Origin of the sequence: Commensalibacter nepenthis (genome assembly GCF_029953305.1) — a bacterium.
In the GTDB taxonomy this organism is placed as follows: domain Bacteria; phylum Pseudomonadota; class Alphaproteobacteria; order Acetobacterales; family Acetobacteraceae; genus Commensalibacter; species Commensalibacter nepenthis.
This window is the reverse complement of record NZ_JASBAN010000001.1, coordinates 2,188,705-2,206,182: the sequence shown is the minus strand read 5'-3', so window position 1 is coordinate 2,206,182 and position 17,478 is coordinate 2,188,705. Positions and strand designations below refer to the sequence as shown.

The 17,478-nt window shown below is 37.9% G+C and carries 16 protein-coding genes; 10 read left to right on the top strand and 6 right to left on the bottom strand.

Annotated features, from left to right (window positions below; translation table 11 throughout):
• Positions 1–34: 34 nt before the first annotated feature.
• The gene (gene secD, locus QJV33_RS10385; RefSeq protein ID WP_456305227.1) at positions 35–1,594 is read left to right on the top strand and encodes a protein translocase subunit SecD; all 1,560 of its coding nucleotides are present in this window, start codon (positions 35–37) and stop codon (positions 1,592–1,594) included.
• A 10-nt stretch (positions 1,595–1,604) separates the two neighbouring features.
• Positions 1,605–2,543 carry a protein translocase subunit SecF gene (gene secF, locus QJV33_RS10380; protein WP_281463257.1) on the top strand — a complete coding sequence of 313 codons (939 nt, stop codon included), beginning with the start codon at positions 1,605–1,607 and terminating at the stop codon, positions 2,541–2,543.
• 65 nt (positions 2,544–2,608) lie between these two features.
• Here secF and QJV33_RS10375 read toward each other — a convergent pair whose 3' ends face one another.
• Both QJV33_RS10375 and mscL read right to left on the bottom strand, forming a co-directional pair.
• Positions 2,609–2,932, bottom strand: a complete 324-nt coding sequence (locus QJV33_RS10375; RefSeq protein WP_281463256.1) for a hypothetical protein — start codon at positions 2,930–2,932, stop codon at positions 2,609–2,611.
• 38 nt (positions 2,933–2,970) lie between these two features.
• Positions 2,971–3,447 carry a large-conductance mechanosensitive channel protein MscL gene (mscL, locus tag QJV33_RS10370; RefSeq protein ID WP_281463255.1) on the bottom strand — a complete coding sequence of 159 codons (477 nt, stop codon included), beginning with the start codon at positions 3,445–3,447 and terminating at the stop codon, positions 2,971–2,973.
• A 218-nt stretch (positions 3,448–3,665) separates the two neighbouring features.
• Between mscL and rpmE the strand changes: the two genes are divergently transcribed.
• From rpmE to QJV33_RS10350, 4 genes are all read left to right on the top strand, one after another.
• Positions 3,666–3,893, top strand: coding sequence for a 50S ribosomal protein L31 (gene rpmE, locus QJV33_RS10365; protein WP_271788600.1), 228 nt, complete (start codon positions 3,666–3,668; stop codon positions 3,891–3,893).
• Positions 3,894–4,069: 176 nt separating this feature from the next.
• Positions 4,070–4,750: a DUF1013 domain-containing protein gene (locus QJV33_RS10360; protein ID WP_456305231.1), complete on the top strand. Its 681-nt coding sequence runs from the start codon at positions 4,070–4,072 to the stop codon at positions 4,748–4,750.
• 4 nt (positions 4,751–4,754) lie between these two features.
• Complete coding sequence (gene purE, locus QJV33_RS10355; RefSeq protein WP_281463253.1) at positions 4,755–5,252, top strand: 5-(carboxyamino)imidazole ribonucleotide mutase; 498 nt, start codon at positions 4,755–4,757, stop codon at positions 5,250–5,252.
• A 30-nt stretch (positions 5,253–5,282) separates the two neighbouring features.
• Positions 5,283–6,410 carry a 5-(carboxyamino)imidazole ribonucleotide synthase gene (locus QJV33_RS10350; protein WP_281463252.1) on the top strand — a complete coding sequence of 376 codons (1,128 nt, stop codon included), beginning with the start codon at positions 5,283–5,285 and terminating at the stop codon, positions 6,408–6,410.
• Here the strand turns inward: QJV33_RS10350 and QJV33_RS10345 are convergent.
• Entirely contained in the window at positions 6,379–7,080 is a 702-nt protein-coding gene (locus tag QJV33_RS10345; RefSeq protein WP_281463251.1) for a JAB domain-containing protein, read from the bottom strand. The two genes, QJV33_RS10350 and QJV33_RS10345, sit on opposite strands and share 32 nt — an antisense overlap.
• A 93-nt stretch (positions 7,081–7,173) precedes the next feature.
• Here QJV33_RS10345 and argH point away from each other — a divergent pair, with 93 nt between their 5' ends.
• Both argH and QJV33_RS10335 read left to right on the top strand, forming a co-directional pair.
• Positions 7,174–8,580 carry an argininosuccinate lyase gene (gene argH, locus QJV33_RS10340; protein ID WP_281463250.1) on the top strand — a complete coding sequence of 469 codons (1,407 nt, stop codon included), beginning with the start codon at positions 7,174–7,176 and terminating at the stop codon, positions 8,578–8,580.
• Entirely contained in the window at positions 8,556–8,732 is a 177-nt protein-coding gene (locus QJV33_RS10335; protein WP_281463249.1) for a hypothetical protein, read from the top strand. The genes argH and QJV33_RS10335 overlap by 25 nt, the downstream gene beginning before the upstream one ends.
• Positions 8,733–8,771: 39 nt before the next feature.
• On the opposite strand, the gene QJV33_RS10330 is transcribed toward QJV33_RS10335, so the two are convergent.
• Positions 8,772–9,539, bottom strand: coding sequence for a trypsin-like serine peptidase (locus QJV33_RS10330; protein WP_281463248.1), 768 nt, complete (start codon positions 9,537–9,539; stop codon positions 8,772–8,774).
• Positions 9,540–9,803: 264 nt separating this feature from the next.
• On the opposite strand from QJV33_RS10330, the gene lysA reads away from it, so the two are divergent.
• Positions 9,804–11,144 (top strand): diaminopimelate decarboxylase, encoded by a 1,341-nt coding sequence (gene lysA / locus QJV33_RS10325; RefSeq protein WP_281463247.1) that lies wholly within the window; start codon positions 9,804–9,806, stop codon positions 11,142–11,144.
• A 16-nt stretch (positions 11,145–11,160) separates the two neighbouring features.
• Positions 11,161–13,734 (top strand): DUF4175 family protein, encoded by a 2,574-nt coding sequence (locus tag QJV33_RS10320; RefSeq protein ID WP_281463246.1) that lies wholly within the window; start codon positions 11,161–11,163, stop codon positions 13,732–13,734.
• Between the two features lie 595 nt (positions 13,735–14,329).
• Here QJV33_RS10320 and QJV33_RS10315 read toward each other — a convergent pair.
• Both QJV33_RS10315 and QJV33_RS10310 read right to left on the bottom strand, forming a co-directional pair.
• Positions 14,330–15,013, bottom strand: coding sequence for a Fe2+-dependent dioxygenase (locus QJV33_RS10315; protein WP_281463245.1), 684 nt, complete (start codon positions 15,011–15,013; stop codon positions 14,330–14,332).
• 36 nt (positions 15,014–15,049) lie between these two features.
• Complete coding sequence (locus tag QJV33_RS10310; RefSeq protein WP_281463244.1) at positions 15,050–17,341, bottom strand: TonB-dependent receptor; 2,292 nt, start codon at positions 17,339–17,341, stop codon at positions 15,050–15,052.
• Between the last annotated feature and the right edge of the window lie 137 nt (positions 17,342–17,478).

The window sequence follows — 17,478 nt, the reverse complement described above, 5'->3', positions numbered from 1 at the left end:
ATGGTCTATAAATAAGGATTTAGTCGTTACTGCGATGATGTATTACAGCCGCAAGAAGCTAGCCCTGGTTATTCTTACCTGTTTTATTGGGCTATTATTATGTTTACCGAATTTTATGTCTGCTCCCTCGCCAAAAATTCCATGGCGTCAAATCCATTTAGGGTTGGATTTACGGGGTGGCTCTTATTTATTAATGCAAATTGATTTGAATGTACTTACTAAAAATCGACTACAAACCCTTAGCGATAACATCCGTCAAACCTTAATCTCCAAAGATTTAGGCTATAAAGATATTCATAGCTCTGACAAAGATCACACGATCAGCTTTACTTTACGCAGCCCCTCTGAAAAAGATGCTGTGTTAAAAGCGCTCAAAGGAATGCCAAAAGCTGTTATTAATGAGTTTAGCATCAGCGATGCTCCAAACGATCAAATTACGCTGACTCTTTCCGAAGATGCGATGAAACAACGTGGCAGCGATGCCATTGCACAATCGATTGAGATTGTCAGAAAACGTATTGATGCAACAGGAGCTGTTGATCCTTCGATTACGCGTCAAGGCGAAGATCGCATTATTGTTCAGCTTCCTGGTGTTGATGATCCTGAGCGCATTAAGAAATTATTGGGTACAACAGCAAAAATGACATTTCATCTGTTGGATGAAAATGCAACTAACCCTGACTTCCCTCCACCTGGTGTAACCTTTATGCCAATGATGGAAGACCCATCCAAAAAATTGCCTATTCGTGACCATATTGAAGTTGATGGCTCAGAGCTTACCAACGCCAGTGCGGGGATGGATCAACAAAATGGCGAATATGCGGTTAACTTTCAATTTGATACAGCTGGTGCCCAAGCTTTTGCCAACGTAACCAGAGCTAATATTGGCAAACCTTTTGCGATTGTGTTGGATAATCAAGTCATTACAGCCCCCGTAATCAAAGGTGTTATTCCTGGTGGCAGTGGTCAAATCACCGGTGGGTTTACAGTACAAAAAGCCACTGACCTTGCATTAATGTTACGTTCTGGGGCTTTGCCAGCACCATTAAAAATCATCGAAGAACGTACAATCGGGGCTTCTTTGGGTGAGGATGCAATCCGTGCTGGCGCGATTAGCCTTGCTGTTGGTTTTGCTTTGGTTATCGTTTTTATGCTTGTTTTCTACGGTCATTTTGGATTTTATGCAGATATTGCGTTATTTGCTAACCTTATTTTAATGACCGCTATTTTATCATTGTTCGAAGCAACATTAACCTTGCCAGGTATGGCAGGGATGTTATTGACCCTTGGTATGGCTGTTGATGCGAACATCTTAATTAATGAACGTATCAGAGAGGAAGTTCGTAACGGAAGAACCCCCTTGAATGCTTTACAAGCAGGATTTGACAGAGCGTTAAGCACCATTATTGATAGTAATGTAACCGCATTTTTATCTCACGTAATGCTCTTTATTTTTGGCACAGGACCAGTTCGTGGATTTGCGTTAACCATTACCATTGGTATTGTGACCACAATCTTTACGACTTTATGCTTGTCTTGGATGTTGATTATCCGCTGGTATGCGGTTACTCGTCCCAAAGAATTACCAGTTTGAAAGAAAGAACATGCTAGGACGTCCTTTATTACATTTAGTCCCCCATGGCACTAAAATTAACTTTATGCGTGGGCGCTTTATTGGGTTAATTACTTCTGCGGTTCTCTCTATTGCGTCTTTGATCCTCTTTTTTCACCCAGGTTTAACCCTTGGGCTTGATTTTCGTGGCGGTATCGTTGTTGAAGCACAAACTCAAGGTCCTGCTGATTTTGCAAAAATCCGGATGGAATTAAATCAGGCGCATATTTCTGCAGCTGGCTTGCAGCAATTCGGGGCTAAAAACAGTGTTTTAATCCGTTTGGATGCGCCCAAAGAAAATAATGCCGAAGCAACACAAACCTTAATTAACCAAGTAAAACAAGCAGTAACTTCTGCACAAGATGGCACAAAAATTGTCCGTGCTGATGCGGTTGGAGCCTCTGTTTCATCTGAACTATTTCGACATGGTTTACTGGCTTTAGGGTTCAGTTTGCTGATGATTATGCTGTATATTTGGTTCAGATTCGAATGGGAATTCGCGATCAGTGCCATTATTACCCTTATTTTAGATCTTACCAAAGCCATTGGTTTCTTAGTCATCACGCATTTTGAATTTGACTTGGTGATGGTTGCTGCTCTTTTAACGATCTTAGGATACTCCACCAACGATAAAGTGGTTGTCTATGATCGTGTCAGAGAAAATTTACGTAAATATCATTCGATGCCAATTCGTGAGTTAATCGATATGTCCATCAATGAAACGCTAAGTCGAACCCTTGCAACTTCTTTAACCGTATTTTTAGCCGCCTTACCCCTTGCTCTTTTTGGTGGAGCATCGTTATCTGGTTTTGCTTGGGTCATGTTATTTGGTATTGTTGTGGGAACATCCTCTTCGATATTCATTGCTGCACCATTACTTCTATTTATGGAAGAAGGAAGCTTAAGAAGACGCGCTAAGAAAATTTCGTAGTAGACTGATATCATTATACACAAAAAAAGGTAGTTTATCATGAGCTACCTTTTTTATTAATAACGCTATGTCTTGCTGACTGTAAGAAAAGTAATAATTTGTTTCATTAAATATTCAGCTTGCTCTAAATGCGCTTGACTTGGATTATCAAGCGCTCTGATTATAGATAGTTTCGCCTGTTGATCCAATTGAAACAAAACATTAAATTGATCCTTGGTCACTAACGGGCTTTGTAGATATCCCATACACATCCCATGAACGAATAAATAATTTTTTGCAACAGAACGCGGTGTTGGCACGTCCAAAGAGTTGTTTGCTCCATCCATTTGACATCCCCCTAATGGGGATAACAAAAGAGCAACAATCAACAAACACTTTGTTCTTTTCATTCATCAAAACTTTGCATATCGGTAATACATCGCTTTATTTAACTATTATTTTTACTTTGTGCAACCAAAGCATCTCTGATTTCACCCAATAAAACTTCTTCATTTGATGGTTTTTTGGGTGCTTCGGCTTCTTTTTTCTTGGTGCTTATATAAAATTTATTCAAAATTCTAACGAACCAAAAGACTGCAAAACCAACAATAACAAATTGAATAACAGCATTTAAAAAAACACCAACATTTAATGTCACAGCACCAATCTTTTGTGCTTCTGCCAGAGTTTGAACATGCTGTCCTTTTAATGTTATGAAAATATTGCTGAAATCTATGCCCCCAACAATTAAACCAATAACGGGATTTAAAATATCTTTGACTAAACTATTTACTATGCCGGTAAAAGCAGCACCAACAATGATACCTACAGCCAAATCAATCACATTTCCACGCATAATAAATGCTTGGAAATCCAACAGCCACTTGGGGGTTTTGGATTTAATCGATATTTGATCGTCACTCATTTTTTTGTTCCTTTATTTCTATATGAAAGCCATATTATTCAAACAATATTCTTATATACAAACAATATTCTTATATATATGTATTGCCAATACGAAAAAAAAAGTAAAAATTAAAAAAGATTATAGAGAATGGATTGATTTCAATTTATAAAAAGTTTATAAGGTAACCTGTTTCTCCGTCAGTGAGCGGAGTTTTATAGTCTGTTTAAGAGAAAATCATGAAAGCCGATATTCACCCAGAGTATCACGAAATTACTGTTGTCATGACAGATGGTACTGAATTCAAAACCCGCTCTTGCTATGGTAAAAGTGGAGATACCTTACGTCTTGATATTGATCCAAAGTCTCATCCAGCCTGGACTGGTGTGCAACGTATCAATGATTCTCGTGGTCAAGTTGCTAAATTTAACAAACGTTTTGCTGGTATTGGTCAAAAAAAGAGCTAATTGGTTCTTTTGATGATCGCTAACAAAATGTTTATTAGAGTTAAGAAGAGACCATCTTTTCTTAACTCTAAATTTATTTGCTTTTACCATGATAATTATTATATAAGCTAGGGTATGTATCTTGTTTTATATAATAATTATTATCTAGTTCTGACTCTATATTATTTCATAGGACGATTATGACTTTACCTCTTATGCCAAAAGCAACTGCAGTATGGTTAATTGAAAAAACTGCATTAACCTTTACTCAAATTGCAGATTTTTGCGGTATGCACCCTTTGGAAGTACAAGCAATTGCTGATGGTGAAGTTGCACAAAGCATAATTGGCTATGACCCTGTGTCAAATGGACAATTAACCCAAGAAGAAATCTCACGCTGCGAAGCAGATTCGTCTCGCAAATTGCGTTTATCTTCTTCAAGAATGCAAATTGTTAGACGCTCTAAAGGAGCCAGATACACCCCTATTTCCAAAAGAAATGATCGCCCTGATGCGATTGCTTTCTTGCTTCGTAATTACCCTCAATTACTTGATCAACAAATTGCAAAATTATTAGGTACAACCAAAGATACAATCGCTAAAGTTAGAGACAAACAACACTGGAATTCTCCTAATATTAAACCCCGTGATCCTGTTATCCTAGGGTTATGCAGTCAAATGGATTTAAATGCTGCTATTGCCGAAGGTAATGAACGGTTTGCCAAGGAAGGGATTGAAACCCCAGTGGTTCCAACAACTGAATCTTTAGAGGATGCATTTGCTTCACCAACGCCTTCTAGCAAACAAGAACCAGAATATGATGTAAATCAGATATTTGCTGGATATTCAGACAAAACTGAATCTTCAGACCAAGAGTAAAATTATGTCTATATCTGAACACAATATACCTCTTGTTGGCATTATTATGGGCAGCCAATCTGATTGGGAGATCATGAGCAATGCTGTGACGCTCCTTCAAGAGCTTAAAATTCCTCATGAAGTCAAAATTGTTTCAGCACATCGTACACCTGATCGTCTAAGAGACTATTCAACCAGTGCTGCATCACAAGGGATTAAAGTGATTATTGCGGGTGCTGGTGGGGCTGCGCATTTACCAGGGATGACCGCTGCTTGGACACATCTCCCCGTACTTGGGGTTCCTATGCAGACCCATACTTTGAGTGGTCAAGATAGCTTGCTTTCCATTGTACAAATGCCTGCTGGTATTCCTGTTGGAACATTGGCCATTGGTAAAGCTGGGGCTATTAATGCGGCTATTATGGCGACATCCATTCTTGCTTTGTCTGATCCACAAATTGAGAAACGCTTAATTGAATGGCGCACTCAACAAACAGAATCTGTTGCGTTAACACCTGTATAATCATAAATTTTATTTACAAAGAGGTTTTCAATGCTTTCTCCTAATTCTACCATTGGTATAGTTGGCGGAGGGCAGCTGGGACGTATGTCAGCTGTTGCTGCGTCTCGACTTGGATTTAAAACCCATATTTTATCTGACATTTCCAATCCTCCAGCAGGGCAAGTAGCTTCTCATACCACAATTGGTGCTTATGATGATCCACAAATATTGGAATCTTTTGCCAAAAATGTCGACGTCATTACATTTGAATTTGAAAATATAGATGCAAAAGGTATTGATCTTTTATCGTCCATACGCCCTGTTCATCCTTCTGGACATATTTTGCGAATCAGCCAAGATCGTATTTTGGAAAAATCTTTTCTTAATAATCATGATATCCCAACAACGCAATGGTTACAAATTGACCATGTAAATGATGGGACAAAAGCAGGGTCAGACCTTGGCTATCCTTTTATATTAAAAACAACACGGCTTGGATATGATGGCAAAGGTCAAGCAATTATACATAATCAAGAAGAATTTGAAACCGCGTTCAATACGTTAAAGCCCCATCCCTTGATTGCTGAAAAAAAGGTTGATTTTGCTTGTGAAGTCAGCGTCATGGTTGTGCGTAATATTGATGGTAATATACAAACGTTTGATGTTGCTGAAAATCAGCATAAAAATAGTATTTTGGATTTAACCCTCGTCCCTGCACGCATTCAACTAGAAGTCAGACAACAAGTGCAAGAGCTGGCGGTTCACCTTGCCAGTTCATTAGATTTGGTTGGTATTCTTGGGGTTGAATTATTTATAGATTGTAATGGAAAAATTCTGGTTAATGAAATCGCTCCCAGACCGCATAATTCTGGTCATTGGACAATGAATGCCTGTCCTATCGATCAATTTGAAATGCATATTCGTGCCGTGGCGGGACTTCCTTTACCTCCAGCAATCAGACACTCTGATGCAGTAATGAAAAATCTTATAGGTCCAGAAGATATGGCACTCTGGTCAAAGATTATGGCGACCCCAGGGCTGATTGGTCATTTATATGGCAAAGAAATCGCCAAACCTGGACGTAAGATGGGACATGTTAATATTCTTTTCCCATATAACAGCTTGCCTGGCGAATTTGGGATACAAGCTATGTTACAAGATTTATATTCGAAGGAGTAATTAAATTATTTTCTTCAAAAGAAAAATAACAACCATTTCCAATAATTAGATGATCGACCACTTGAATATTAACGACTTTCAAGGCATGCACAACCATCTCTGTTAATTTTTTATCAGAATCCGATGGCTCTGCAACACCAGTGGGATGATTATGCACCATGATTAACTGTGATGCATTGCACTGAATGGCACTTTTTGTAACTTCTCTTATATATAAAAATGTTGTATTAACGGTTCCATTCCCTTGCAAACTTTCTTGGAGAACAGTTCCGTCTTCACTTAAAAAATAAATTAAAAAATATTCTGTTTGCTTGCGCGCAAGAGAGGCAATTAGGTAATTTATTAACTTCTTTTTGTGACGTAAAATATTACAGTGATAAATCTTTTCTTTTAACAAACGTAAAGAAACCTCGTGGAACAATTTAATATTTGCAGATTCTTTTTCTGGTAAATCTAAACCGTTTTGCAGCTCATCTTTGCTTGCCAACAACATCGCAGGCAAAGACCCAAAACGAGATAAAATAGTTTTTTGCCACTCAGGTATATTTTTATTCAGATTGATCCATCTTGACATATCTTCCAACATTTTTTTGTCAGAGAGAACATGTTTATCTTTTAATTTTATTCTATGCTCACTTTTGATATAGAATGAAGTTTTATTATTGGTCACACGTTATATCCAAATGACTTTTGAACAATTTGCTATTATAAATATATCAAAACTCATTACAATATACATCAATATTCTAGGAGCACTATTTTTTTGACACAAGATAACAACAAAAAACTAGCCAATCAACAATGGGGCGGACGTTTTGCCGAAGGTCCTTCGGCAATTATGGAGCAAATTAATGCATCTATTGATTTTGATAAAAGGTTATGGCAGCAAGATATCAAAGGATCATTAGCACATTCAGAAATGTTGGCTAAGGTTGGTATTATCTCTGAACAAGATAAACAATCGATTCACAACGGATTACAGCAAATCAAAAACGAAATTGAAGATAATCAATTTGAGTTTAGTCGCGCTCTTGAAGATATCCATATGAATATCGAGGCACGCCTAGCGAATAATATCGGTGAAGCTGGTAAAAGATTACATACTGGACGTTCAAGAAATGACCAAGTGGCAACCGATTTTCGCCTATGGGTTCGTGATAATATTGATGAAATGATTATTTCTGCAAAACACTTGATGCTTACCTTAGCAACTCGAGCACAAGAATATGCAGACACCCCAATGCCTGGCTTTACGCATTTACAATCTGCACAGCCTGTCACTTTTGGTCATCACTTACTTGCTTATGTTGAAATGTTATCTCGTGATACGGGACGTTTAATCGACGCACGTCAACGATTGAATGAAAGCCCTTTGGGCGCTGCGGCATTAGCAGGCACATCTTTCCCAATTGATCGACAAATGACGGCTAAATTATTAGACTTTGATCGTCCAATGGCAAATTCTTTGGATGCTGTATCAGATCGTGATTTTGCTTTGGAATATTTATCAGCTCTTTCGATTATGGCAATGCATTTGTCCAGAATAGCAGAAGAAATTGTTATTTGGTGTTCCTCTCCATTTTCATTCATTAAATTATCAGATGCTTATACAACTGGCTCATCTATTATGCCACAAAAGCGTAATCCTGATGCAGCGGAACTAGTTCGTGCAAAAATTGGTCGTGTTTCTGGGGCTTTGATTGGATTGCTTACCGTCATGAAAGGATTGCCTTTGGCTTATGCCAAAGATATGCAAGAGGACAAAGAACAGGTTTTTGCAGCCACAGACACCATGATGCTTTGTTTAGCGGCTTGCTCTGGCATGATTGGCGATTTAAAAGCCAACAAAGAAAATATGCGCCGTTGGGCTGGATCTGGATTTTCAACTGCAACTGATTTGGCAGATTGGTTAGTCCAAAAACTACAAATGCCTTTCCGTACTGCACATCATGTAACAGGTCAAATTGTAAGTCTTGCGGAACAAAAAAATCTGACTTTGGATCAAGTTCCTTTGGCAGACATGCAAAAAATTGAGCCTAACATTACTCAAGATATTTTTTCAGTGCTAAGTGTTGAATCGTCGTTAGCATCACGCACCAGCGAAGGTGGCACCGCTCCCAGTAATGTAAGCGCGCAGGCTCAAAAATGGATTCAATTATTACAGGATTAATCATGAAAAGATATATTTCTTTATGCTTAGTGCTCAGCTGCTTAACAGTTGTAACCATACAGCTTTCTGGTTGTGGGCGCAAAGGGTCACCAAAACCACCAGGGCCTGCGGATAAAGTCACTTATCCTCGTAGTTATCCACCTATAGATTGATATTGTCTGGTGCTTGATAGTATGTACTATCAAGTACATTTATTCATGACTGCTTTCTGTTAAAGAACCAGCGATACCCCCTGCTTTTTTTTCATATGCAGCAATTTGTATGCCGATGATTGTCCATTTCCCTTCGGAATTTTTGGCAAATAGAGGTGCCCCACTACTGCCATATGTTGCTTGGCAAGTGTGGAATAATTTAGAAAGTGCATTAGGAATTTGAATAATGCGTTGAACAAAGCAATTTTTATCTGCATATAAAACTTCTATACGATCTTGTTCATATCCTCCTAACCAAATGGGCGTATTCGCTTTTGGCAATTCTTTGGCAAGAGGTATCAATTTTGTTGGTGATATAATATCTTTTGGTAATAATAAATAGACACGATCTGAAATTACATCATTTGGGGTTTTATCTAACATCAATTGACGATATTGCTGGGTTGAAAGGATACGCTGTACTCGTGAGGCAATTTTATATTTTTGTCGCTGATATCCCAGCAAAAAATAAATCGATTGAGGCGCAAAAAAATGTTGTGTTTTTGGAATCCACAAACAATGTGCAGCCGTCACAACAATTCGAGGTGCTATTAAAAATCCCGTGCATTTTTGACCTGCATTGGTTTGTACTCTACCAATCACTTGCCACGGGTTTTCTGAATTATTGACGATTTGTCGATGTTCGTTATCCTCATTTAGCCCTGGCAGTTGAGGCGTTTGGATCGTTTGTGCCATGACACATATATTATTTAAAACAACCGTTCCGATCGTAATGTTAATCAATAAAAATACTCTGAATAAGAACATCGATAATTTCACTTTAATATCTAAATATAATTTTAAATGGAGATGATAACGAGTATATTATTTTATTTCTATTCTCTGTTTCTTGCTATCATGACAAGATCATCTTTTCTTCAAGGGATTTACAAGTATACTTTCTTGATAATTTAGTTGATTCTTATTTGCACGTTTTAGCAAGAATAGATAAAGTAAATTTATCGTTTCTCTTACTCTAACAGCGTAACATTTTTAAAATTATCATATTTAATGCAAAGGCTTTTTACTTCCATGAATTCGCCCATTCAATCGCTTTCCCCTAACCTACAGATGTTATTGCAAAATCATCCAGATTTTACAATTGATGCAAAAGAAGGTTTATATTTCGGACAAACTTCTTTAAAGGCGATTGCAACTGAATATGGCAGCCCCACATGGGTTATCAATGCAGATATCTTGAAATCAAGATATCTAAAATTAGACCAAGCTTTCAAAGATGAACAACTAGATGTTTCTATTCATTATGCAATGAAAGCAAACGGTCATTTAGCCATATTGGATTTATTAGCTAAAGAAGGTGCTGGGGCTGATATTGTCAGTGGTGGAGAATTACAACGTGCTTTAAAGGCTGGTATTTCGCCATCAAAAATATGCTTTTCTGGTGTTGGTAAAACAGAAGATGAATTACGCCTCGCCATTGAAACAGAAATTGCACAAATTAATGTAGAAAGCCGCGAAGAATTACATTTACTCTCAAAAATCGCTGTATCCATCGGGAAAAATGCAGCGATTTGTTTGCGAATTAACCCTGATGTAGACGCAAAAACTCATCATAAAATCACCACAGGACTGGCTGAAAATAAATTCGGCATTGCTTATAAACAAGCGATTGAGGTTTATAAAGAAGCCTATGAATTGCCAAATATCACTCCACTCGGGTTTGATGTCCATATCGGCAGTCAGATTTCTTCAACCGCCCCTTACCGTCAAGCCTTTGTCAAAATGGTTGACCTGATTAAAGAAGCACGCAGCCAAGGACTAAAGGTCTCTACGTTAGATTGTGGTGGTGGGTTTGGCATTTCTTATCATGATGAACAAGAAGCCAGCCCTGATGCAATTGCTGGATTAATGAAAGAAGTTCTGGCACCTTTGAACCTAAAACTTGGCATAGAACCAGGTCGTTGGCTTGTTGGTCCATCTGGGGTTCTGATCGGCAAAGTTGTCATGCATAAAAGCAACGGTTCGGATGCAGCACCTTTCATTATCATTGATGCTGCAATGAATGATTTGGTACGCCCCGCAATGTATGATTCATGGCATGGAATTTTGCCAATCAATCCAGAAATATATCAACGTCCCTATCGTACTTTGAACATTGATGGTCCTGTTTGTGAATCCAGCGATATTTTTGCAAGGGATCGCTTATTACCAAATTTGCAACCAGGAGATTTTGTTGCTATTTTGGACGCTGGTGCGTATGGCAGTGTGATGAGCTCCACTTATAATGCGCGTCCTATGGCGGCACAAATTATGGTGTCTGGCAATCAATCAGCCATTATTCAACCACGCCAAACGATCGAAGATTTATGGAAGGATGAATTGATTCCTTCTTGGTATCCTAAAAACTCTTAACATATTTTGTAAATTAATGAATATATCCCCAGACCATAAAGCACAGATTAAAAAAGCCATTTTCTTAACCAAAATTAATACAGTTATTGAAAAATATTGGCCAATTTTTTTATCTTTTCTCTCTTTATGGGGGATATATCTTTGTTTTGGGTTGCTGGGGATTCCTCAATGTCTGCCTGATATTTTGCGTGCATTGATACTTTTAATATTAAGTATCAGCAGTCTTGGGATGATTATCTATCAAATCAAACATATTCCTTTGCCTTCTTTCAAAGAAAGATTACAAAGATTAGAACAGATTAATAAACTGTCTCATCAACCTTTACAAACCTTATATGACACGCCTGTTCAAGAAAATAGCCAAGAGGTTTGGAATCATCATTTAAAAAGAATTTACAAAAACTTTCCAAAATTAAAAGTCAATTTTCCCAGAATATTTAAAAGATATCTACTTTTAAATCGTATAGCTATCGTTACCTTATGTATTTTTACAGCAATTTTTGTCTCACATCATCATAGTTCCTCTTCACGTTTACTGTCTGCAATGCGTCCAGGATATGATGACATCACAATGCCTTTGCCCAAAATCCAAGCATGGATTATTCCACCTGCTTATAGTGGAACTGCGCCCATTTATATTAAATCGATAACAGAAACCATTGCGACCGATCCCAAAGCGCGCTTGCATATCGCTTTATCTGACCTTAAGCAAGCACCTGATCTAATCAATCCAGAAAAAAACATTGTTCTGGATTATATTTCCACTCAACAACTTGAAAATAACCAATGGCAGGTTGAAGGAACCATTCAAAACTCAGGCAAATTAGAGATTAAAAGCAGAGGGCGTATTATAGCCACTTGGACTTTTAACCTTCCCAAAAACCTCCCTGCTCAGATTACATGGACTGCCCCAATTCAAAAGAGCCAGTATGATTGGAAAACGGCATTTCCGTTCAAAGCAACGCAACATTATGGTATTCAATCTTTAACATTGACCGTTACATTACCCAAAGACAGCAAGCATCCAAAAGAAAATATACTTTCTTATACTTTACCTTTAGGCGATCACCCTAAAAACATCACACAAACAATATATAAAGATTTATCAAATAGCATTTGGGCTGGCAGTCATGCCCAAGCAATGTTAAGCGCAACAGATGTCACTGGGCAAATATCAAAAAGCGAAATAGTTGATTTTACATTGCCGAAACGCGTTTTTTCCTCTCCTATTGCTCAAAAACTCGATCAAATTCGACAATCTTATGGAACAGATCAACTGTCCAGAACAGACACCATCAATGCGTTAATCCAATTACAAAATATTCCAGACACTTTTAATGATTATGATCTGTTTTTGAACTATATAGGCATTATTTATTACCTTGAAAATGCACGTAACAATACATCACAAGTAAAAACCGAAGCCTTGTCTCGTCTATGGGAATTAACGATTGATACAGAGGAAAGAAAAAACAGTAATTCCGAAATTGCCAAAGCAAATATAGAAATCCGCGCGGCACAAGCAAATGTGCAAGAACAGCTTGATAAAATGCAAAAGCTTGGCAAAGAAAATATAACCAATCAAGATCGACAAGAACTAAACAGAAGATTGGAACGATTACAAAATGCCGTTGCACAAAAAATGATCGCGATGGCAAGGCAAAATGCCAAAGATCATCCCCAAGATTCTGATGGGAAAGAAGTCCAATTTACCAGCACACGCTCTTTTCAAGATATGTTCAAAGAAATGTCCAAAACTATGGAAAATGGTGACATGGACAAAGCTATGCAGCAATTAGAATATACCAATCAAGTTTTAAGCACAATGCGCAATGCAACAGCCGAAGACTTAAAAAAGCTGGAAGACCATGTTAAATCTCAAAAAGAAATGGAAAAGCTGACGAAAGATTTAGAAGCTCTTACCAAAAAACAACAAGATTTATTAAATCAAAGCTATGCCAGACTTAATCAATCCGTGCCTATTCTGTTACGTCCTAATCAAGATTTAAATCAGCTTTCTACTCCTGAATTATTGAAACAAATCACACCTCAAAAACCAGCTGAAAAACATGAGCAACCTTTGCCTTCTGCAGAGCAAACAGCACAAGCACAGCAAACTTTGAAGGAAGAACTAAAGAAAATACAAGAGCAAATACAAGCAATTACCAAGCAACCTATTCAAAACCTTGATGAGGCTCAACAGGATATGGATGAAGCACATCAATTTTTACAAGATAAAAATGATCAAAAAGCTGCTGAAGCACAACAAAAAGCTCTCGTCGATTTACAAAAAGGCAAACAATCAGCCAAGGAAAATATGCAACAACAAGCTCAAAAATTCTCTAATTTCTTCCCTGTATTCACGGCGAATACTCCTCAAGAAGACCCCTCTTCTGCTAATAAAGCATCCCGTGATAAAAAAAACGATCCTTTGGGCAGATCAAATGATCCAAATAATAACCCGATTGATTTATCAGGAAACACATCGAGTGCCAGAAAAATCGAAGATGAGCTAAGAAAAAGAGCCGATGATCCTAATCGTTCAGAAAAAGATCTCGATTATATTTATCGATTATTGAATATGTTTTAAACTATCTAAACTCTGATGCTGATAATAAAGAATAAAAAAACGACCTATAAAAAAGGTCGTTTCTCTTTTTAAAACTGGATAAACTGTCAATACATATCACTTTCTCTCTAACAAACAATTGAGTTTCCCTTCTGCGTTTGTTGCTCAATATTCTAAAACCAAATTCCCTTAAGAACTTGATATGTTTATTCTCTTTTTTATTGGGATTAATATAAAGCCATGTTATGTAGGAATTGATCGTGTTGTTTACAGATTTTGTTTAAAATAACCATCTAAGACCTCATAGGGTGTTTTTCCTTGAATGCCTTTATGGGGTTTAACTGTAGGAATTGGTCGCGTTATTTGTACTGGCGATATTATTGATACAGAAAAAAACTTTGGGAAGTCATATGGTGGGTTTTCCAATCTTTAAGGGAAGTTTATCTTATGAGGTCAAGCATTCTGTTAATATTGAGCTTTCTGATAAAGAAACCTATTTAAAACATGACTTAAACATTAAAGATGTGGATCAGATTATCAAAAAAGTTGAAAACTAAGAATTTAATCTTCAATATTCACCATTAATCCCACCAATATCTTGTGAGATTAGATTTAATCAAAGGTCACACCATAAACGCATAAGGTTATGATACACATTCGTCAATTCTAATATTTGTGGGTCATTATCATTCATTCTAGTGCGGAGCTTAATAATCGTCATATCTAGATCAAATAGAACCTTCCTCTTATCTGCCTCTTTAATCATCGATTGCGTCCAAAAAAAGGATGCCCAACGACTGCCTTTGGTAATCTTACTAACAGAGTGAAGATTATAGGTCGGATAGACGATCATATCTCCTGCGGGAAGTTTAATAGCCTGAGACCCGCTGTGATCGTGAATAATCAACTCTCCACCTTCATATTCTGTGGGGTCATTTAAAAATAACGTTGATGAAACATCTGTGCGAATACGCATATTCGTTCCAAGAATAGGACGCAACGCATTATCCACATGGTCGGGGAACTCCATCCCCGTATCATATCGATTAAACAAAGGAGGCACCACACGATACGGCATCACCGCTGAATTAAAAATCGGATTGCGCCCCAATGCCTTTAAAACGATTTCTCCTAATTCTTTGCTTTCAGGGGCGGATTGATCAATTTGCACGTTTTTCTTGACCTGCATAGATTGCTCGCCCGCAGTGACTTTTCCATCAACGAACGTCGCTTTGGCAAATACAGAACGCACATAAGATAATTCTTCTGAGTTCAAAACCTCTGGAATATGAATAATCATAATTTAATCCTTACCCCCTAACTAAAAATTATTTAATTATTGTAGCATATTCAAACTAAATAAGAATGCACGTCCACTTGAAGGCGTAACGCGATTACCAAATAAGGAATCATAATTTAAACGGTTGGTAATATTGTAAATATTAAACGCAACTCTCCAATGTTCGTCAAATTTATGAGATAACATCATATCAATACTGACATTCGCAGGGGCTTTTGCTGTATTGGTGTTATTCAACCATACATTCCCCCTCCAAGTTACCCCACCGCCAACAGTCAAATTATATGGTGTCTCTGGCATTATTGTATAAGTTGTCCATAGATTTCCTTGTTGTGTTGGAACATATTGAACACGATTACCTTTGGCACCTGAGGTCTGTGAAGATTTTACATCGCTATGATAGGCAGCAAATCCACCATAAACATCCCAGTTTTTCATCACGTTCCCAGAAATACCCAACTCAATCCCTTCGTTTCGAACCGTATCGCCTGAACTGGTCACATCGCCAGAAATTGGATCACTGACAATCTGATTGCTTTTATCAAGCCTAAATAATGCTGCTGTAATTCCAACACGTTGGTCTAATAAACTCCATTTTCCGCCTAGTTCATACAAACGGCTGCGTTCTGGTTTCATGCCTCCTTGATTATCACGCATCGGTGCATATGAATTCGTCAGATACATCCCTAAAGGTGTCGTGGACATCGCCCATGTAAAATAATACATCTGATTTTGATTTGGATTGAACATCAAACTGACGGTAGGGTTCACAATATTATTGGTTGTACTCATCTTGTTCGCACCCCACATACCAGCACCGCCCTCGGTTCCGTATTTTGCGTTCCAATTATCATAACGCACACCCCCTTTGATAGACCATTGTTCTGTCATCCAAAATTGATCATATAAAAACACACCCACATCGCGTGTATGTCCTTTTCGAAGGGCGGGATCTCCGGATTTGGCGTTGGGATTACCAGGTAAGATTGTAATCGGATAATTAATGACTGGGGATGGATTAACCAAACTATTTGTTGGCAACGCAGAGGAATATTGACCATAAAATCTATTTTCACTGGCATAAGAAAAATCAACCCCACCCGTCAATTGGTGCTTGATACCCCATGTATGGAAGTTTGCAATGGTGGATAGAACATTCTGGAAAGACCATGTTCTTTGACGATATGGTGAAGGTCCCGCAGTGCCAATAATTGCGTCTTGAGGACGACCAGAGAAGTATGGATTCACACAGTTTGCTGCCTGACATTGGGGGCGTGTGACAGAAAACTCACGACGGTAATTGCCATAACGTGTGTCATTATGAATCACAATGTCAGGGGTGATATCATACTTAAAACGACCCGTCAATTGATGATCTTGCGTCTTATCACTATCCATCGCATTACCGTACCAATTGCCACGTCTGATCCCGTATTCCGTAATAGGTCTGGCAATCTTTGTGCCTGGTTTAGTGACAACAGGAACTCCGTAATCAGGAATACGATCATCTTGTTGATACACATATTGAATCGTATAGCTTGCTTTTTCCCCCAGCCCAAAAGCAATCGAGGGTGCTAATCCCCAGTGGTGGGAATAAATATAATCCCTTCCAACTACATTATTACTGTTTCCAACCCCAACGATCCGTGCGGCAATGGAATCTGTAATCTTTTTGTTAATATCGACTGTGCCACGATAATAATCGCCATTACCGCCGGTGAAATTAACATCATATCGATCTTTTAAAATTGGCTTTTTGGTAACAACGTTAATCGCCCCACCCGTAGTACCATTTCCAAAAACAGAGGATGAAGGTCCCTTGATAACAACAACACTGTCATAATTAAAGCTATCACGCGTATAAACGCCAAAATCCCTCAATCCATCTTCGTAAATATCATTCTGAGCGGGGAACCCTCTGATTAAAAACTGATTGCCTGACATCCCTCCGCGGCCTTCACCAACGGATGACGTAACACCTGGCACATTTTTAAGAGCTTCTTCTAAGGATTTAACATTTTGTTCTTCTAAAATCTTTTGAGGCACAACGTTGATATTTTGTGGGGTATGCATAACATCTTGAGGCATTAAATCCACCCCTGTTTCATGTGTTAGAATATTTGATGTTTTTTTCCCACGGACAAGAATATGTTCATGTGTTGTAGATTTATCCGATTTTTCTGCAATACTATCTTTTTGCTCAACCTCTTTACCCTCTTTGAGGTTAATGTCTGTTTCCTGAGCCATTGCAGGACCATTCATTAAACCAACCATCACAGTTGCCAATGAAATGGGCTGAACTATCCTTTTTATACAGGCTTTTTCCATACGTTGCTACTCTTTACAATATTAAGAATGATTATTACTACCAAAAGTTATTAAGAACTATTATCAACAACATTCTTAAAACACAACCATCTTGAATGTATAATATGCAGAGTGTGATTATTTTATCACAATATCAA

What these genes read in the sequence shown, in the direction of transcription:
- secD (WP_456305227.1), top strand. Translation starts at nt 35, where the DNA reads ATGATGTATTACAGCCGCAAGAAGCTAGCCCTGGTTATTCTTACCTGT.
- secF (WP_281463257.1), top strand. Translation starts at nt 1,605, where the DNA reads ATGCTAGGACGTCCTTTATTACATTTAGTCCCCCATGGCACTAAAATT.
- QJV33_RS10375 (WP_281463256.1), bottom strand. Translation starts at nt 2,932, where the DNA reads ATGAAAAGAACAAAGTGTTTGTTGATTGTTGCTCTTTTGTTATCCCCA.
- mscL (WP_281463255.1), bottom strand. Translation starts at nt 3,447, where the DNA reads ATGAGTGACGATCAAATATCGATTAAATCCAAAACCCCCAAGTGGCTG.
- rpmE (WP_271788600.1), top strand. Translation starts at nt 3,666, where the DNA reads ATGAAAGCCGATATTCACCCAGAGTATCACGAAATTACTGTTGTCATG.
- purE (WP_281463253.1), top strand. Translation starts at nt 4,755, where the DNA reads ATGTCTATATCTGAACACAATATACCTCTTGTTGGCATTATTATGGGC.
- QJV33_RS10350 (WP_281463252.1), top strand. Translation starts at nt 5,283, where the DNA reads ATGCTTTCTCCTAATTCTACCATTGGTATAGTTGGCGGAGGGCAGCTG.
- QJV33_RS10335 (WP_281463249.1), top strand. Translation starts at nt 8,556, where the DNA reads ATGGATTCAATTATTACAGGATTAATCATGAAAAGATATATTTCTTTA.
- QJV33_RS10330 (WP_281463248.1), bottom strand. Translation starts at nt 9,539, where the DNA reads ATGTTCTTATTCAGAGTATTTTTATTGATTAACATTACGATCGGAACG.
- lysA (WP_281463247.1), top strand. Translation starts at nt 9,804, where the DNA reads ATGAATTCGCCCATTCAATCGCTTTCCCCTAACCTACAGATGTTATTG.
- QJV33_RS10320 (WP_281463246.1), top strand. Translation starts at nt 11,161, where the DNA reads ATGAATATATCCCCAGACCATAAAGCACAGATTAAAAAAGCCATTTTC.
- QJV33_RS10315 (WP_281463245.1), bottom strand. Translation starts at nt 15,013, where the DNA reads ATGATTATTCATATTCCAGAGGTTTTGAACTCAGAAGAATTATCTTAT.
- QJV33_RS10310 (WP_281463244.1), bottom strand. Translation starts at nt 17,341, where the DNA reads ATGGAAAAAGCCTGTATAAAAAGGATAGTTCAGCCCATTTCATTGGCA.